This window comes from Acidobacteriota bacterium, from assembly GCA_018001935.1.
Taxonomy (GTDB): Bacteria; Acidobacteriota; JAAYUB01; order JAAYUB01; family JAAYUB01; genus JAGNHB01.
In genome coordinates this window covers 31,708-47,135 of the sequence record JAGNHB010000018.1, presented here as the reverse complement: position 1 = coordinate 47,135, position 15,428 = coordinate 31,708, and the positions used below count along the sequence as shown (strand labels likewise).

The following is a 15,428-nucleotide window of genomic DNA, read 5'->3' as shown; positions in this document are numbered from 1 at the left end:
CGGTATCGCAATCGCAGTCGCAATCGCAGTCGCAATCGGCATCGCAATCGGCATCGCAAGGGAAACAGGCGGAAGGTTTGCGGGAGACACGAGGCGGAAGGCTTGTCGGAGACACGAGGCGGAAAGATGTTGCAGACACAAGGCGGAAGGCCAGGGCTGGAGGTTGGGGATCATGTCTTTCATGTCTTTCATATCTTTCATGTTTTTCGGTTCTTGCCGTCCCTTTGGTCCTTTTGGTCCTTTTGGTCCTTTCGTCCTTTTCCGACTCCGATAAACATCCCATGCCCATCGAAAAACAGCTCCGAGTGGAGGAACATATCATGAACGACAACGGCAGATCCCTGATCAAGCTCGAGAACATCCGCAAGGTCTTCTACACCGACGAGGTGGAGACCCACGCCCTGGCGGGGATCCACCTGGAAATCCGCCCGGGGGACTACCTCTCCATCGCGGGCCCCTCCGGCTGCGGGAAGTCCACCCTGCTGTCCCTCCTGGGACTCCTCGATTCCCCCACGGAGGGGACCTACCTCCTCGACGGCCACGCGGTGTCCGACCTGGGCGCCCGGGAGCGGGCCCGTATCCGAAACCGGGAGATCGGCTTCATCTTCCAGGCTTTCAACCTCATCGGCGACCTCACCATCCTCGAGAATGTGGAGCTTCCCCTCACCTACCGGGGGATGCCGGCGGCGGAGCGCCGGAAACGCGCCCTGGAGGCCCTGGAACGGGTCGAACTGGCCCACCGGGTGAAGCACTACCCCTCCCAGCTCTCGGGCGGGCAGCAGCAGCGCGCCGCCGTGGCGAGGGCGCTGGCGGGCAAGCCCCAGATCCTGCTGGCGGACGAGCCCACCGGGAACCTGGACTCCAAGAACGGCGAGGTGGTGATGAACCTGCTGCACCAGCTCAACGCGGAAGGGACCACCATCTGCATGGTGACCCACGACCCCCGTTATACCGCCGCCTCTGGCCGGGTCATCCACCTGTTCGACGGCCGGATCGTGGAGGAGACACGAGGGGGGCACTGAGGGTTGGCGCAGGGTGAGGGGAGAATGGGAATGATGGGAATGATGGGAGTTATGGGAATTATGGGATTCGTGGCAATTGCGGGAGCCTGGGGGGTTCTTGCCTCTTCTTGCCCCTTTCTCTCCCCTTTCCTCCCACATCTTGACAACTCCCAGAATTCCCATAACTCCCACTATTCCCATCCCTCCTCTTCCTCCTGACTCCTGACTTCGTTCTCGCGCCACCGAATCGCCGAACACTGAAATCAAGGGGAATCCCATGAACACGCTGCTCAAAGACCTTCGATACGGCTTCCGGATGCTGATGAAGGACCGCGTCTTCGCCGGCGCGGCCCTCCTCACCCTCGCGCTGGGGATCGCCGCCAACACGGTGATCTTCAGCATCGTCCACGCGGTCCTGCTCCGGCCGCTCCCTTTTCGCGGCGCCGAGCGACTGGTCCTCGTCAACGAGGGGATCCCCAAGGCCGACCTCCCGGTACTCCCCTTCTCCGCGCCCGATTACCGGCTGTTCCAGGAACAACAGACCTGCTTCGAGGAAACGGCCGCGTTCCAGTGCGTCACCGTGGATCTCGACGGGGGCGGGGTCCCGGAACGGGTGAAAGGGGCGCGCGTCTCGGTGAACCTCTTCCCGATGCTGGGGATCAACCCGGTCCGGGGACGTTCGTTCCAAGCCGAGGAGGACCGGCCGGGCGAAGGGGCGGTGATCTTGTCGTACGGCTTGTGGAAGCGGCGGTTCGGCGCCGATCCGGCCCTCGTCGGGAAAACCATCCGCCTGAACCGGCACACCGCCGTGGTGGTGGGAGTGCTCCCCGAGGGAGTCCAGTTTCCCCTGAAGGGTCTCCCTTACAACGGCGAGCCCGCGGAACTGTTCTTCCCCATCGCCTTCACGTCCCTGGAATTCGAATCCCAGGGATCCATGTTCAACAACAGCGTCGTGGGGCGCCTGAAGCCCGGCGTCTCGCTGGAACGCGCCCGGGAGGAAACCGCCGCCCTGGCGAAGCGGATCGACGAGAGCTACCCGGCCAAATTGCGGGAAGTCTTCCCGGGGGTCGCCCTGTCCGTGGAACCCCTCCAGGCCGTGGTGGTGGGCGACGTCCGGACCCCCCTGTTCATCCTCCTCGCCGCCGTGGCCCTGGTCCTGCTGATCGGGTGCGCCAACGTGGCGAACCTGCTCCTGGCCCGCGCCGCGGCCCGCCGCAAGGAAATCGCCATCCGGGGGGCCCTCGGCGCGAGCCCCGCGAGGCTGGTCCGCCAGATGCTGACGGAAGGGCTGGTCCTCTCCGTCCTGGGCGGCGCCCTGGGGGTCCTCCTGGCCGCCGTTGGGAAGGACGCGTTCCTCTCCCTCGTCCCCGAGGGGCTCCCCCGCGCCCAGGAGATCGGCATCGACGGGACCGTCCTCCTCTACACCCTGGGGATCTCCCTCCTGACCACCCTGGTTTTCGGCCTGGCCCCGGGCCTCATGGCCTCCCGGACCAGCTTCCAGGAGGCCCTGGCCGAGGGCGGGCGGAGCGGCGGGGCCTCCCGCGGCCGGCGCCGGCTCCAATCGGCATTCGTGGTGGTCCAGGTGGCCCTGGCGCTGGTCCTGCTCACCGGGGCGGGGCTGCTCGTCCGGAGCTTCCTCCGGCTGCTGGACACCGACCCCGGCTTCAAGGCCCGCCGGGTGCTCACCTTCACCCTCACCCTCCCCCACAATGCCTATGACAAGGCCCCCAGGATCCGAAACCTCTACGACCAGGTCCTGGCCAGGACCGCTGAACTGCCGGGCGTCCGCAAGGCGGCCGCCGCTTCCTCCGTCCCCCTGGAAATCGGCGAAGTGCACGCCATAGAGGTCGAAGGTCATTCGACCCAGGGGGAGGGCCCCCTCTCCGCCACCCAGACCTGGGTCCAGGGGGATTACTTCGAGGCCATGCAGATCCCGCTCCGCCGCGGCCGTGTCTTCACGGAGGCCGACCGGGCGGGGCAAGTTCCGGTGGCCGTGGTGAGCGAGTCCATGGCCCGGGCGTACTGGCCGTCGCAGGACCCGCTCGGGAAGCGGATTCGCTGGGGAAAGGAGTGGCTCACGGTGGTAGGGACGGTGGCGGACGTCAAGGACGGCCCCCTTCACCTGCAGCCGAAGCCCCGCTCCTACTCTCCCTACGCCCAGGAACAGGACGACTGGCTGGAGTTCCCCGTCGGCGACTTCCTCCGCTCCCAGCGGATCGTGGTGGCCTCCGACGTCGACCCGCTGACGTTCCTCCCCGAGATCCGTGCCGTAGTGAAACGGCTCGACCCCGAACTCGCCCTGTCCGACGTCCGCCTGATGGAAGACCGGCTGTCGGAGGTGGTGGCGTCCCAGCGCTTCTCCATGATGCTCCTCTCGGTCTTCGCGGGGCTCGCCCTGCTGCTCTCCGCGGTGGGGATCTACGGCGTGATGTCGTACTCGGTGGCCCAGCGGACCCACGAGATGGGCGTCCGCATCGCCCTGGGCGCCCGGGGGGCCGATATCCTCCGGCTCATCCTCGGGCAGGCCGGCCTGCTCATCGCCCTGGGGCTCGTTCTCGGACTGGCGGGTGCGCTCGCCCTGACCCGCGTCCTGGAGAGCATGCTCTTCGGGATCCCCGCCACCGACCCCGCCACGTTCGTCGCGGTCCCGGTCATCCTGGCCCTGGTGGGGCTCCTGGCGGGCTACATCCCCGCCTTCCGCGCCACCCGCATCGACCCCCTGGCCGCCCTGCGGTACGAGTGAGGGCTCACCGCCCACGGACGGAATTTCCGCGACACCTGTCCACAACAGGTCCCCGCTGGCGACACCCGTCCACGGCGGGGACCTGTTTTTCCGCTTGGCGATCCCTGAGGACGTGAAAGCCTGGAACTGACTTGATATCATCGTAGTCATTGCCCACAATGAAAGCATGGCAAGGAGGAGGTGACCCCATGGCGACCCTGAATATCCAGAATCTCCCAACGGAGGTCCATGCGCGGCCGAGGCTCCGGGCGGCCCGGGCCAATCGGAGCATGGAGGCGGAGGCCCGGGCGATCCTGACCGAGTCCTGCCGTCCGGAAGAGGATGCCCGGCCTCGTGAATCGCTTGCGGAGTGGGTTAATCGCCTCTACGGCGGGCAAAAGCCCTCGGGCGTCGTGGACGCTTTCCTCGCGGAACGGCGGGAAGAGACGGGGGACGAATGATCGCCCTTGATGCATCGGCCCTGCTGGCCTGCCTGTTTGGCGAGAAAGGCGGTGACCGCCTGGAGGCGGTCCTGGGAGACTGTTGTCCGTGATCCTGATTCGATGATTTCTTCGCGAGGTTCTGCGCCTTGCCGGCTTTGCGGGAGGCCTGTCCGCCGGGACGCTTACTTCGGGATGCCGAAGTGGTCGGCCAGCTGGCGGTTGGACAGGTTCAGGTCCACTTCCTCGAGGAATTCCAGACGCTGTTCGGGGGTAATGCGGTAGGCGCAGCCCTTCTTCCCTTTCTCGCCCGTATCCCCGAAGGTCTCATCGCTGCGAAACACCACGATCGTGCCCTTCAGGGCATCTCCGAATCCGGGTTGGGCCTTTTCCTCCATGTCGGCGGAGGTCTTCCCCATGGAGTCCATCTTGCCGCCCGCGGTCACGAAAATGATGCTGTCCGCATCGTAACTGCCCGCCGGACCGGCACAGGCGCCCAGAAACATCACGAGAATCGTTGCCCAAATGACCGGGGAACACTCCCTCACCCACCCGCGCCGCCTGGTACCCAGTCTCATCTTGCGCCTCCCCGGATGAAGTTTGATGGGTTCGCAAAAAGTCGGGAAACGAACCGAAACAGTGTCGTAACCTCTTTTTCAAGCCGTCGCCCGGGAGGCGATGGCACTTTTTCATAAAACTCGATGTTCCCGATCCGCCGCCGGGGATTCCAGGTCGGTTCGCCCGGAACTCTCCCCCTCCAATTCCCGCAATTTCTGCTCCAGGGCCGCCACCCGTTTCAGCAGGTCCGGCAGGCGCGGGAAGCAGGCGAAGATGCGCTTCGTCTCCATGTGGTCCCGGGCGGGGGCCCCCAGGAGGACGCTCCCGGCCTTGACGTGCTTCGACTCGATCCCCGCCATGGCGCCGATGACGACCCGGTCCTCGATGACGGCGTGGTCGGTGATCCCCGCCTGCCCCGCCAGGATGCAGGAGTTCCCGATGCGGGTGCTCCCCGCGATCCCCACCTGGGAGATGATGACGGTGTTCTCCCCCACGGTGACGTTGTGGCCGATCTGCACCAGGTTGTCGATCTTGGTCCCCTTCCCGATCACGGTCCGGCCCAGGGTGGCCCGGTCGATGGTGGTGCAGGCGCCGATCTCCGCGTCGTCCCCCACCTCGATGGTGCCGATCTGGGGGATCTTGACGAGGGTCGCGCCGTCCGGGGCGTAGCCGAAGCCGTCGCCGCCGATGACGGCGTTGGGGTGGGCGATCACCCGGTCCCCCAGGACCACGCCGTCGCCGACGACCACCCCCGCCTTGAGGACGCACCCCTTCCCCACCCGGGCGTTTGGGCCGACGTACACGCCGGCGTGAAGCTCGCTCCCGTCGCCGATCTCGGCGCCCGCCATCACGCAGGCGAAGGGGAGGATGGCGACGTCCCGCCCGATTTTCGCGCCCTCCTCGACGTAGGCGCCGGGGTAGACCTCCTTCCGCAGGCTCGACGGTCGCTGGAAGCACCCCAGCAAGCGCGCCAGGGCCAGCCGGGGGTTGGCCGCCCGCAGGTGGGGTTTCCCCTCGCAGGCGCTGCCGGGCCCCACCAGGAGCGCCGCCACGGGGCTCGCCAGGAGCCGGCGGACGTTGACGGTGCTGTCGGCGTAGGCGATGGTGCCCGGTTCCGGCTGCTTCAGGTCCGAAACGCCGACAATCCCGCAGTCCTCCCCCACGTGTTCGCAACCCGTCAGACGGGCGATCTCGGATAATCTCATCAACTCACCTCTGAAAAATGAAGGTTACAGTTCGCTTAAACGGATGACATCCAGACCGGAGACGGGGTTGATGCGGAAATCATTGGTGATAAAGAAAGAACACTCTGAAAAAAAAGCGGTTGCCAGGTGAATTTCATCCGGAAGGCGAAGGGGGTGCAAAGCCCGCAATCGGGCGGCCTCGATCAGGATGCTGCGGGTAACCGGTTCGACGTGAAGGGGCCCGGAACCGTCAAAGAGTTCCAGATAGGCATGTTCCCTCTCCCGGTTTCGATCAATGAATGGCTTCACCAACACTTCCGCAATGGTCAACTCGCTGGTGAAAGCCCTCAAAAGCTCCTGATCGACCGCCTGGAACAGAGCCGTCAGAACTCCGGAATAATCCGGGAACCCTTCGAGTGCATAGATCAATACGTTTGTATCGAGATAGATCTTTTTCCCGAAGAACTCGCTCAATCTTCCCACGCACCGCGCTCCTGTGACAGAAACCCGTCAACCGCTTCGGGTGAATAAAACCCTCCCTTGGCGGATCCGACCCTGTTTGCAAGAGAGTTTTTCTTCGGGGTTGAATTGCTTTCGATATAAACGACGACTTCAACGGGTGTTCCCGGAGTAAGCCCCGGGATTTCAAGATGAATGGTTCCTCCGGCCTGAACCGTCGTTTTTTCCTTCAGTGCTTGAACCATGGGTTTCCCCCGACGCCCGCGTGGATGAGTCAATGGCTCGTTCAAAAGCGGTTTTCATCATCCCCTTGCAGTATATCATCGAATGCCCTTCATTCCGGTCACGATTTTCCGTCCGTCTCCAGCTCCCGGAACAGGTCGGACGGGGTCAGGGGGATGCGGTTGAACTCCCGGCCCAGGGCCTGGTGCAGGGCGGCCAGGATGGCCGGCGCCGGGCCGTCCATGGGGAGTTCGCCGAGCCCTTTGGCCCCATACCCCCCGTGAGGGGACGGGTTCTGGACGAAGTCCACCCGGAGTTCGGGAAGGTCCGCGGGGGTCAGGATGATGTAGTCGGAGAACCCGGGGTTGAGGACCCGGCCGTCCTTGAAGTGGACCTTCTCGGTGAGCGTCCAGCCGATCCCCTGCACCACGCCCCCTTCCACCTGCCCGCGGGCCAGCTCGGGGTGGATGACGGTGCCCACGTCCTGGACGGCGGTGAAGGTTTTCACCGTCACGGTGTAGTCCCGCAGGTCCGCCTCCACCTCGGCCACGTAGCAGGCCCAGGCGTAGTCGGCGTAGGCCTCGCCGCGGAAGGTCTCCTCGTCCCAGACCAGCCCCGGCGGCGGCTCGTAGACCGCGTCCTCCGCCAGGGGCACGATGCCGTACGGGACCGCCCGAAGGGTCCGGGCAAAGCCCTCGCCGTCCTCCCAGACACGCCCCGTGACGTCCTCGATGCGCCGGCGGAGGGCCTCCGCGGCCTTCACCAGGATGCCGCCCACCACGGCCGTGGTGCGCGACGCCACCGTGGGGCCCGTGTTGGGGACCCGGGCCGTGTCGGGGTTGGGGTAGCGGACCTGGTCGAGGCCGATCCCCATGGTCTCGGCCACCATCTGGGCCAGGACCGTCCGGGCCCCCTGCCCCATCTCCACGCTGGACACGCGGATGACGACGAACCCTTCCGGGTCCGCCTCCAGCCGGGCAACGCTCCGCATCTTGGTCTCGCCGCTGCCGGTGAACCCGCTCCCGTGGAAGAACAGGGAAAGGCCCACACCTCGCTTGCGCCACGCGTCGGAGCGGTTGTTCTCCTCCGCGGCCTTTCGGGTCTCCTCGAAGCGGGAAAGCTCGAGGGCGCGGTCCAGGACGCCGTGGAGGTTCTTCTCCCACCGGAAGAGCTGCCCGGTGGCGTTGGTGTCGCCGTTGCGCAACAGGTTCAGGCGCCGGAATTCCAAGGGGTCGCGGCCCAGGCGGTGGGCCATGACGTCCATGTGGCGCTCCACGGCGAAGAGGCCCTGGGGGGCGCCGAACCCGCGGAACGCGCCCGTGGGCGGGGTGTTGGTGGCCACCGCCCGCCCCAGGATGCGCAGGTTCGGGCAGAGGTAGGCGCTCCCCGCGTGGAGGGCGCCGCGCGAGAGGACCACCGGCGAGAGGGTGCAGTAGGCGCCGGCGTCCAGGGCAAAGTCGATGTCCATGGCCAGGAGCTTCCCGTCCGGCCCCACGGCGGAGCGGACGCGGGTCCGGGAGGGGTGCCGCTTGGTGGTGTAGGCGAAGTCCTCGTCCCGGTCGAAAACCATCTTCACGGTCCGCCCCGACTTCTTCGCCAGCATGGCCGCCCACGCCGCCAGGAGCGTGGGGTAGTCCTCCTTGCCGCCGAAGGCGCCGCCGGTGGTGGACTGCTCCACGTCCACGGGTTCGCCCAGCGCGGCCTCCACGCCGGGTTTCACGTAGTAGGGGCACTGGATGCTCCCCAGGATGCGGATCCGCCCGTCCTCGTTGAAGGCGATGACGTTCTGGGGTTCGAGGTAGAGCTGCTCCTGGGACCCGGTCTCGTAGACCTCGTCGAAGACGGTGACGCCCGGCCCCGTCAGGACCGGCCCCGGGTCGCCCTTGGAGATGAGGACCTCCCAGAAGACGTTGTCCCCCTCCCAGAGGGCGGCCTCGAGCGCCAGGGAGTCCTCGATGGTGAAGGCGGCGGGGAGCGGCTCCACCTCGACGTGGACATGGGACAGGGCCCTCTCCAGGGCGTCCGGGTCCTCGTGGGCCAGCAGCGCCACGGGGTCGCCCGGGAACTTCACCGTGTCGAACGCCAGGAAGGGCTGGTCCTGGAGGAAGTAAGGGAGGATTTTCTTCCCCGGGACGTCGTCCGCCGTCAGCCGGGTGAACCCGGCCCAGTCGAAGGCGGGGTCGAAGGCGATTTTCTTCATCCGCCCGTGCGGCGCATTCGCCCGGACGACCCGTCCCCACAGGCAGCCCGGCGGGGTGATGTCCACGCCGAAGCCGGCCGTCCCCCGGATCTTGGCCTCCACGTCACCCCGCCTCACCGACTGCCCGACATGCCTGTACGATTTGCTCATGGCCGTTCCCCGCAACCGTCGAATTTTCCAAGTCATGATAGTACAAAACGCCGGACCGGCCAAACATTTTCAGCGGGCGGCGGCGATCGGGGGGGGCGACGATGGGCGGCGGCGATCGGGGGGCGACGATGGGCGGCGGCGATCGGGGCGGCGGCCGAGGGAGGGGGGCGGCTTCTGTTCCTGCAGCCGCGACGCGGCCAGGCCGGTGGCTTTCCCGCCTTCCCCCCACGGGACCGTTTCGCCCGGGAAGGACTTGAAGGACTTAAAGGACTTAAAGGACTTCATAACAGCAGGTGGGGGCAGGGGCGTCCGCAGGGTAACCCGTTTGCCCTCCGTGCCGTCCTTTATGTCCTTTTGGTCCTTTTGTCCTTTTCCTCCGACCAGCCGGCAACGGCATTTGGCGTTGGCGAAAAACATCTGGAACCTTTCCGGGCCTCGAAGGTTGAACGCTGCGAGGGGGCACGTGCGTCTGTGCAATCCCCACCGGTTTTTTCGAGACGGGAGGCCTGCCTTGTTATCGCGACACCGCTTCACCCGGGTGCTGCTGTTTTCCCTGTGCGTCGCCGGCGGGGCGCTGCCGGCCGGGACGGGCGCCGGCGCGGGGCCCTCCTCCCCGCGCGGGCTCACCTGGACCGCCGTGTCCATTCCCACCCGGGACGGGAAGGCCCTGGCGGCGGACGTCCACACCTTCGACGGGGCCACCCCCGTCCCCCGGCCGGTGATCCTGATCCAAACGCCCTACAACAAGAACTTCTACCGGGCCATGGCGGGTTTTCCGCCCCAGAGCGGCGGGATGTTCCCCCTCTCGGCGGACTACCACTACGTGGTGCTGGACTGGCGGGGCTTCTACGGGTCCTCGGCCGCCGCCGTCCCCGGCTACGACCGCGGGCTTGACGGCTACGACGCCGTGGAGTGGGTCGCCGCCCAACCCTGGTGCGACGGCCGCGTGGGGACCTGGGGCTCCTCCGCCCTGGGCTACATCCAGTTCCAGACCGCCCGGCACCGCCCGCCCCACCTGGTCTGCTGCGTCCCGCGGGTCAAGGATTTCCTGTTCAAGTACTCCGATTACTACTTCGGCGGCGACTACCGGAAAGAGCACGTGGAGAGCCTGGAAAAGCTCGGCCTGACGGACGCCGGCTTCATCCTCGCCCACCCGATGCGGGACGCCTTCTGGGCGCTCATGGAAGCCAATTCCGACATGGCGGCGGAGATCGCCGTCCCCTGCTACGTCATCGGCGGCTGGTTCGACCACTTCCCCGACGACGTCCTCCGCTGCTTCCGCGACCTCCGGGAAGGCAGCGCGGCGCCGGCCCGGGAACAGCACCGCCTCCTCTTCGGCCCCTGGCTCCACGGGGAGGTGGACCGGGCGGAGCAGGGAATTCTGACCTTCCCCGCAGCCGCCGGCGTGGCGGAGGCGAAAACCGTGCGCTTCTGGGACTACCATTTGCGGAACGTCGCCAACGGGTGGGTCGCGGAGCCGCCCGTCACCTTCTACCAGGTGGGGGCCGACGCCTGGGTCGCCGGCGAGAGCTGGTCCGACCGTGCGCGGGTGGAGACGGCCCTCTACCTCCAACCCGGCGGGACGCTGACCGGGTCGCCCCCGCCGTCGGACGGCGCCCCGGAGCGTTTCACCTACGACCCCGCCGACCCGACCCCGGCCCTGGGCGGGTCCCGATTCGACCCCTTCGCCCCGGACCTCCCGGTGGGCCCCCAGGACCTGGGACCGGTGGAGAGCCGGCCGGACGTGCGAACCTGGTCGACGCCGTCCCTGGCCGTCCCCCTCCGGATCAACGGCAGCGTGAAAGCCGGCCTGTTCTTCTCCTCCGACCGGACGGACACCGACCTCTGCGTCCGGCTCACCGATGTCCACCCCGACGGGCGGTCGATCATCCTGGCCCAGGGGATCCGGCGCCTGCGCTTCCGGGACGGCTTCACGGCGGAGCACCTGATGGCGCCGGGCGCGGTTTACGAGGTGGAGGTGACGCTCCAGGACCTGGCGCTGACGGTCCTGCCGGGTCACCGCCTGCGGATCGCGGTCTGCTCCGCCGACTACCCGCACTTCGATCTGAACCGCAACGACGGCGGGCCCCTGTACGTCGCGGGGCCCGCGTGGCCGGCCGTAAACACCGTCTACCAGGACGCGGCCCGCCCGTCCCGCCTGCGGGTGTCGCAACCCCACCCCGGGGACGTGGACGGCGACGGCCGGCGCACGGCCGCCGACCTCGTCCTTCTGTCCGCCTTCCTGGCCGGGAACGTCCCCGACCTGCCCCCCGGCGGCTCCGGCGGCGACGCCGACGGCGACGGCCGCGTCACCGCCGCCGACCTGGCCGCCATCCTTCACTGAACCGCAGAATACGGATGTGCTATGATGAGAGACGACATCAAGGCAAGGTCCGCCGACGGGTGGGGAGGCGTGGGATGAACAGAAACGGGCTCCATGGATTGGCGGCGATCCTCTTCGGCGCGACCCTGTGGGCCGGGGCTCTAGCCGAGCACGGCGGCGAAGCGCCCGGCACGCCGCAGGCGACGACCGGCGGGAAAAAGGCGTCGGTCCGCCTCGAACTGGAGGTAAGGCTCGACCCGGCCCTTTCCGCCGAAGCCGTCACCCGCACCCTCGACCGGACCTGCGCCGTCCTGAGGTCCCGCCTGGAACGATACGGCCAGCAGGCCCAGGTCTTCCGGGCACCCGGAAGCCGGGATCGGCTGCGGGTGTTTCTCCACGCCCCCGTCGACCGGGAGGCGGTGCAACGTCTCCTGACGACCCGCGCCCTGCTGTCGTTTCACCTCGCCCACCCGGAGGCGCCGGGCCCGCTCCCGGAAGCCGAGTTGCGGGCCCGGTTCAAGGGAAAGCACCCGGCCGGCTACGTGGCGGTCCCCTTCGTCGGCGAGGGGAGGGAGGCCGAGCGGCTGTTCGTCCTGGTGGAATCCCTGCCGGTCCTCGTCGGGGAGCACCTGAAGGACGCCCGGGTCGATACCCCGGAGAACGCCTACGGCCGGCCGGTCATCCTGTTCACGCTGGACCCTGCCGGTGCGAGAATCTTCGGGGACGCCACCTCGAAGAGCCTCGGCCGGGGGCTGGCCATCGTCCTGGACGGCCGGGCCCTCTCCGTCCCCGTCATCCGCGACCGGATAACCGACCAGGGGATGATCTCCGGGTTGCCGTCCCTCCTGGACGCCCGGGTCCTGGCCACGGCCCTTTCTTCCGGCGCCCTTCCCGCCGACGTGGTCCTCGCGGGGGAGGCGAGATAGGCTGAAGGCTGTTAGGCTGAAGGCTGGTAGGCGCTTCAGCGGCTGCGTTCTTGCCAACCTGTTGTCGATTCCGGTTGCCTGCCGAGGCCACTTTTCCGGGCGAAGTCCCGGAAGAAAGCGCAGTACCTTCAAAGCAAGATCTTGGGCAGGATGAGCAAGAAATCGGGAGCGGTCGGCGGCATCCCGAAGGGATGGGGGAGCCTGGCCGGTGGGTGCTCCGCCGGAGGCGGTGTTCCCACCGACTGATGTCCTCGGTCCCTCCGGGACCGCGGAGGCGGTTCGTGTGGTTGGTGTGGTTCGTGGTTCTTTTCCCTTTCGTGTCTTCCGTGTATTTCGTGGTTCCATTTCCGTGTCGGGCACCCTCCCTGGAGTGCCTTTCCGGTTGCGCCCCCCGCCGTGTCCTGTGTATAATGTTGTCAACTTCGTGAATCGACGCCGAAAACCGGGGCATCCCCGGTCACAGATCCGAAAAATACCTGATCCAGGAGGTTGCCATGTATCGAGCACTCTGCCTGCTGTGGGTCCTTTTCACCGCCTTCGGGTGCCTGGCCGCGGGGGAACTCCGCCTCGCACCCGCTCCCGTGGGCACCGGCATCACCTACCAGGGCCGCCTGGCGGACGACGGCCTCCCCGCCAACGGGGCCTACGACTTCGAGTTCAAGCTCTTCGAAGGCCTCTCGACAAGCTCCCAGGTGGGCTCCACCGTCACCGTCAACGACCTGGTGGTGGCCAACGGCCTGTTCAGCACCCTCCTGGACTTCGGGGAAGGCATCTTCAACGGGCAGATTCTCTACCTTCAAATCTCCGTCCGGCCCGGGGCCGACGCCGGGGCCTACACCGACCTGACCCCGCGCCAGCTACTCACCGCCGCCCCCTACGCCCTCGGCCTGCGCTGCGGCGCCGAGATCCGGGGAATCCGGACCGCCTCCGCTCTCTACGTCGAGAACAACGCCACCACCTGCGGTCGGGCGGTGTCCGCGCGCGGCGCCGGTTCCGGCGGGACCTTCGGCCCGGAGGCCTGTGCCACCGTACAGGCTTACAACGCGGCCGTCGACGAGGGGTACGCCGTCATCGGCAACAGCGGCGCGCTCTCCCACGCCGTCGGGACCGCCGGCTTCGCCAGCAACGCCTCCGGCGGCGGCGGGGTCGGGGTCCACGGTGAAACCGTACAGAACGGGTACGACGGGGCCGGTGTCCGCGCCGTCTACCGCGGGGAGGGCGGCGGGACCGCCCTGGAGGTTCGCAACGGCGCCATCCGGACCACGGGGGACCACCGGATGGCGTTCACCCACCTGACCACCACATCCAATGTCAACGACAACTTCACGGAAATCAATCACCCGCTCCTCAACGGCGACCCGTACGCCCTGGTCTTCGTGACCCGCAACTTCATCACGGGCGCCGCGTACCACAACCACGTGGTCGGGGTCTGGTACAACCCCCTCCGGGACCGCTGGACGATCTTCAACGAGGACCTGGCGTCCATGCACGACGGCATCACCTTCAACGTCCTGGTCATCAAGCAGGAAGTCTTCAAGTGAGCGGGGGGTGCGCCATGTGGAAACACCCGTTCAGAATCCGGCCGGGCCTGCTGTCGGCCCTCGTCCTCGCCGCGCTGCTCCCCGCCGCGGCCCAGACCGGCGGGCCCTACGACCTGAGCTGGAACACCGTGGACGGCGGGGGGGGCTTCGCGTACGACCTGGCCCGCCCCTTCGGCCTCGACGGCGTCATCGGCCAGGCCGACGCCGGCCCTTCCGCCGGCGGCGCCTTCAAGCTCACCGGGGGCTTCCTGACCCCGGCGCCTTCCCTCCTCTACGCCTCCCACTCGGCCAGCTCCGCCACCTGGTGGACGGTACTCCAGGTGACCAACACCGGCGCCGGCGCCGAGCCCGTGGTCTTCACCGCCTACCACCCCTCGGGCACACCGCTCCAGACGTACAAGTCCCCGGCCCTGGCCCCCGGGGCCCACCTGCAGCGCGACGTGAACACCCTCTTCGACCCCGCGGTGTACCAGCAGGACCTCTGGATCACCGTGTCCTCGGAAGCCCCCCTCCGCGGCGCCCTGGAGTTCGGGACCACGGACGGGCTCTCCCAGGTGGTCATGCCGATGGTGGCCGGCTCCAGCCGTGCCCTGACTTTCCCCTACGTGGTGCTGGCCCTGGGGTGGTACACGGGGCTCACCCTCATCAACACCAAGCCCGCGGCGGCGACGGTGGAGCTGAAGGCCTACAGCGAGCCCGGCGTCCTCCTGAGCACCGTGAGCGTGCCCATCCCCGCCATGGGCAAGTATGTCCGTCTCATCAACGAGTGCTTCCCGGGCGTGGCGGACCCCTCCACCATCCGTCTGGTGGACGTCGCCTCCGACCGGAACCTCATCGGTTTCGAACTCTTCGGGAACTTCGGCAGCCCGGGCCTGGCCGGCCTCCCGGCCTTCAACCGGGCCGGCGGCGTCCTGACCGCAGGGGTTCCCGGCGGGGGCAGCCTCGAGAGCGCTCCCGACCGGGTCACCACGGCACTCCTCTTCAACGAAATCCCGGACAACACCAACTGGTACACCGGCGTCACCTTCTGCAACCTCTCCACCACGGACCAGACGCTTCACGCGGAATTGCGGGACACGGGCGGCGCCCTCCTGGCCTCGGCGGATCGCCTCATCCACCCCATGGAGCAGTACACCCGGGAAGTCTGGAGCGTCTTCGACGGAACGGTCCACCCCGAGGCCGATTACCTGACCGTCTCATCGCCCGATCCGGCCCTCGGCTTCGAACTCTACCTGACCCGCGGCGGAACCGCCTCCACCTTCCGCTTCGACGGCCTGCCGGCAGCCGACAAGTCCCGGAAGGCTCTGTTCTTCCCGGTGGTCCGCTGCACTGCGAACTGGCGGACCTGGCTGCGCCTCACCAACCGGACAGCCTTTGACGCCACTTATACCGTCAAGGCCTTCGCATCGGATGGGAGCCTTGTCGGCACCTACGACTCCCCGGCGGGGTTCCTCCTCGCCGGCGGCAGCCGTTCCGAAGACATGGTCACGGTCCTCCCGGGCATGCTGAACGACGCCGTATGGATGATGGTCACCAGCGACCACCCCATCTTCGGGGACGTGTTCCTCGAAGCGGTCGACCAGTCGCGCCTGGTCAGTTACCTCGGCCTGCCGTGAAGGCGGCGCCCCGGGATCGCCCTGGAGCGGTCCCGGGGTTGCCGTCACCCTTTCCGCCGCGGGTGGAACAGGCCGCATCGTTCCGG

At 67.5% G+C, this 15,428-nt stretch carries 12 protein-coding genes; 7 read left to right on the top strand and 5 right to left on the bottom strand.

Features of this window, described 5'->3' with window-relative positions:
- Window positions 1-320 precede the first annotated feature (320 nt).
- From KA419_09270 to KA419_09260, 3 genes are all read left to right on the top strand, one after another.
- A complete protein-coding gene (locus KA419_09270; protein ID MBP7866126.1) occupies window positions 321-1,022 on the top strand; it encodes an ABC transporter ATP-binding protein in 702 nt (233 codons plus the stop codon).
- Between the two features lie 256 nt (window positions 1,023-1,278).
- The gene (locus KA419_09265) at window positions 1,279-3,744 is read left to right on the top strand and encodes an ABC transporter permease (protein MBP7866125.1); all 2,466 of its coding nucleotides are present in this window, start codon (window positions 1,279-1,281) and stop codon (window positions 3,742-3,744) included.
- 188 nt (window positions 3,745-3,932) lie between these two features.
- Window positions 3,933-4,184, top strand: coding sequence for a plasmid stabilization protein (locus tag KA419_09260; GenBank protein MBP7866124.1), 252 nt, complete (start codon window positions 3,933-3,935; stop codon window positions 4,182-4,184).
- Between the two features lie 164 nt (window positions 4,185-4,348).
- On the opposite strand, the gene KA419_09255 is transcribed toward KA419_09260, so the two are convergent.
- The 5 genes from KA419_09255 to KA419_09235 form a co-directional block, all read right to left on the bottom strand.
- Window positions 4,349-4,741, bottom strand: a complete 393-nt coding sequence (locus tag KA419_09255) for a hypothetical protein (protein ID MBP7866123.1) — start codon at window positions 4,739-4,741, stop codon at window positions 4,349-4,351.
- A 111-nt stretch (window positions 4,742-4,852) separates the two neighbouring features.
- On the bottom strand, window positions 4,853-5,926 hold the full coding sequence (gene lpxD / locus KA419_09250) for a UDP-3-O-(3-hydroxymyristoyl)glucosamine N-acyltransferase (protein ID MBP7866122.1): 1,074 nt from the start codon (window positions 5,924-5,926) through the stop codon (window positions 4,853-4,855).
- Window positions 5,927-5,950: 24 nt separating this feature from the next.
- Window positions 5,951-6,388, bottom strand: coding sequence for a PIN domain-containing protein (locus KA419_09245; protein MBP7866121.1), 438 nt, complete (start codon window positions 6,386-6,388; stop codon window positions 5,951-5,953).
- Window positions 6,376-6,609, bottom strand: coding sequence for a hypothetical protein (locus KA419_09240; protein ID MBP7866120.1), 234 nt, complete (start codon window positions 6,607-6,609; stop codon window positions 6,376-6,378). The genes KA419_09245 and KA419_09240 overlap by 13 nt, the downstream gene beginning before the upstream one ends.
- A 98-nt stretch (window positions 6,610-6,707) precedes the next feature.
- A complete protein-coding gene (locus KA419_09235; protein MBP7866119.1) occupies window positions 6,708-8,936 on the bottom strand; it encodes a xanthine dehydrogenase family protein in 2,229 nt (742 codons plus the stop codon).
- Between the two features lie 511 nt (window positions 8,937-9,447).
- Here KA419_09235 and KA419_09230 point away from each other — a divergent pair.
- From KA419_09230 to KA419_09215, 4 genes are all read left to right on the top strand, one after another.
- Window positions 9,448-11,280, top strand: coding sequence for a CocE/NonD family hydrolase (locus tag KA419_09230; protein MBP7866118.1), 1,833 nt, complete (start codon window positions 9,448-9,450; stop codon window positions 11,278-11,280).
- Between the two features lie 74 nt (window positions 11,281-11,354).
- Window positions 11,355-12,185, top strand: coding sequence for a hypothetical protein (locus tag KA419_09225; protein ID MBP7866117.1), 831 nt, complete (start codon window positions 11,355-11,357; stop codon window positions 12,183-12,185).
- Window positions 12,186-12,679: 494 nt separating this feature from the next.
- On the top strand, window positions 12,680-13,726 hold the full coding sequence (locus KA419_09220; protein ID MBP7866116.1) for a hypothetical protein: 1,047 nt from the start codon (window positions 12,680-12,682) through the stop codon (window positions 13,724-13,726).
- A gap of 14 nt (window positions 13,727-13,740) precedes the next feature.
- The gene (locus KA419_09215; protein MBP7866115.1) at window positions 13,741-15,342 is read left to right on the top strand and encodes a hypothetical protein; all 1,602 of its coding nucleotides are present in this window, start codon (window positions 13,741-13,743) and stop codon (window positions 15,340-15,342) included.
- Window positions 15,343-15,428 lie beyond the last annotated feature (86 nt).

Coding starts and splice junctions, on each gene's coding strand:
- KA419_09270 (MBP7866126.1), top strand. CDS start 321: ATGAACGACAACGGCAGATCCCTGATCAAGCTCGAGAACATCCGCAAG.
- KA419_09265 (MBP7866125.1), top strand. CDS start 1,279: ATGAACACGCTGCTCAAAGACCTTCGATACGGCTTCCGGATGCTGATG.
- KA419_09260 (MBP7866124.1), top strand. CDS start 3,933: ATGGCGACCCTGAATATCCAGAATCTCCCAACGGAGGTCCATGCGCGG.
- KA419_09255 (MBP7866123.1), bottom strand. CDS start 4,741: ATGAGACTGGGTACCAGGCGGCGCGGGTGGGTGAGGGAGTGTTCCCCG.
- lpxD (MBP7866122.1), bottom strand. CDS start 5,926: ATGAGATTATCCGAGATCGCCCGTCTGACGGGTTGCGAACACGTGGGG.
- KA419_09240 (MBP7866120.1), bottom strand. CDS start 6,609: ATGGTTCAAGCACTGAAGGAAAAAACGACGGTTCAGGCCGGAGGAACC.
- KA419_09235 (MBP7866119.1), bottom strand. CDS start 8,936: ATGAGCAAATCGTACAGGCATGTCGGGCAGTCGGTGAGGCGGGGTGAC.
- KA419_09225 (MBP7866117.1), top strand. CDS start 11,355: ATGAACAGAAACGGGCTCCATGGATTGGCGGCGATCCTCTTCGGCGCG.
- KA419_09220 (MBP7866116.1), top strand. CDS start 12,680: ATGTATCGAGCACTCTGCCTGCTGTGGGTCCTTTTCACCGCCTTCGGG.
- KA419_09215 (MBP7866115.1), top strand. CDS start 13,741: ATGTGGAAACACCCGTTCAGAATCCGGCCGGGCCTGCTGTCGGCCCTC.